Annotated in this window: 1 protein-coding gene; it reads right to left on the bottom strand. The window is 28.0% G+C overall.

The features are described 5' to 3' along the window. Nucleotides 1–11 precede the first annotated feature (11 nt). Nucleotides 12–791 (bottom strand): transposase, encoded by a 780-nt coding sequence (locus N5E64_RS15630; protein ID WP_280038320.1) that lies wholly within the window; start codon nucleotides 789–791, stop codon nucleotides 12–14. Nucleotides 792–900 lie beyond the last annotated feature (109 nt).

Here is a 900-nt window from a genome sequence, read left to right as displayed (position 1 = left end):
ATAGAAGTTGTTTAAACTTTCATTTTTTTGATAAATATAACAGTAAAAGCAATATAATGTAGATTGATCCAGTTAATAGCGGAAGTTTCAAATCTGATAAGCAAGGATTTAAAGGAATCAATCCAAGCATTTGCTTTTTCAATTTTGAACCTTCTTTTATATAATTTTGGATCAAAATAATAATCATTGTCAACTGAACTAGAGTTTCTTGTATTGACTTTTATATTGGCTATAATTTCGTTTTTTTCGAGTAAGTTTCTAAAATCATCACTATCAAAACCTGCGTCAGCATTCAGAAAAAGTCCTTGATGTGAAATATCACTTTCTTCCAAAAGCTGAAGAATTTCATTTAAAACATCATCAATCTCGAATAAATCATGGTTTGTTCCACTTTTAGGAGAACCCATTGCTAGCATTTGACCTTGATTATCACACAAAAAAATAATATTAGTGGTTTTTGATTTTTTCCTGCCTTGATATCCAACAGCTTCACCTGCTAATCGACAACGAGTATGGCTGCCATCTAATTGAACGCAAGACATATCCAATGATTTTTTGTTTTTAGATAATAAGTTAATCCAAACATTTTTGAAAGAGCCATCTTTACTCCATTTATTGAAATAATAATAAATACTTTGCCAACTTATTTTTTGGTCTAAAAAATATTCTTTTAAACTCAATTCTCGCCATTGACAACCCGTTTTTAAGCGTTTTATTATTAATTGTACAACTTTTATTAAATCAAATTTTGTCTTAAATCCTCGTTTTCCTATACTTAAATGAGGTAATATTAATTCTTCTATTTTATATTTGCTAAGGAGTTCCAGATTTTTAGTTTTTTTTTATTGCAATTCAAATTTGCTGATTTTTTTTGGAACTCTCATTTGTTTAAACAACTTC

Origin of the sequence: Empedobacter sp. GD03739 (assembly GCF_029843245.1) — a bacterium.
GTDB lineage: Bacteria > Bacteroidota > Bacteroidia > Flavobacteriales > Weeksellaceae > Empedobacter > Empedobacter falsenii_B.
The sequence above is the reverse complement of the archived record's forward strand: the minus strand, read 5'-3'. Positions and strand labels throughout refer to the sequence as shown.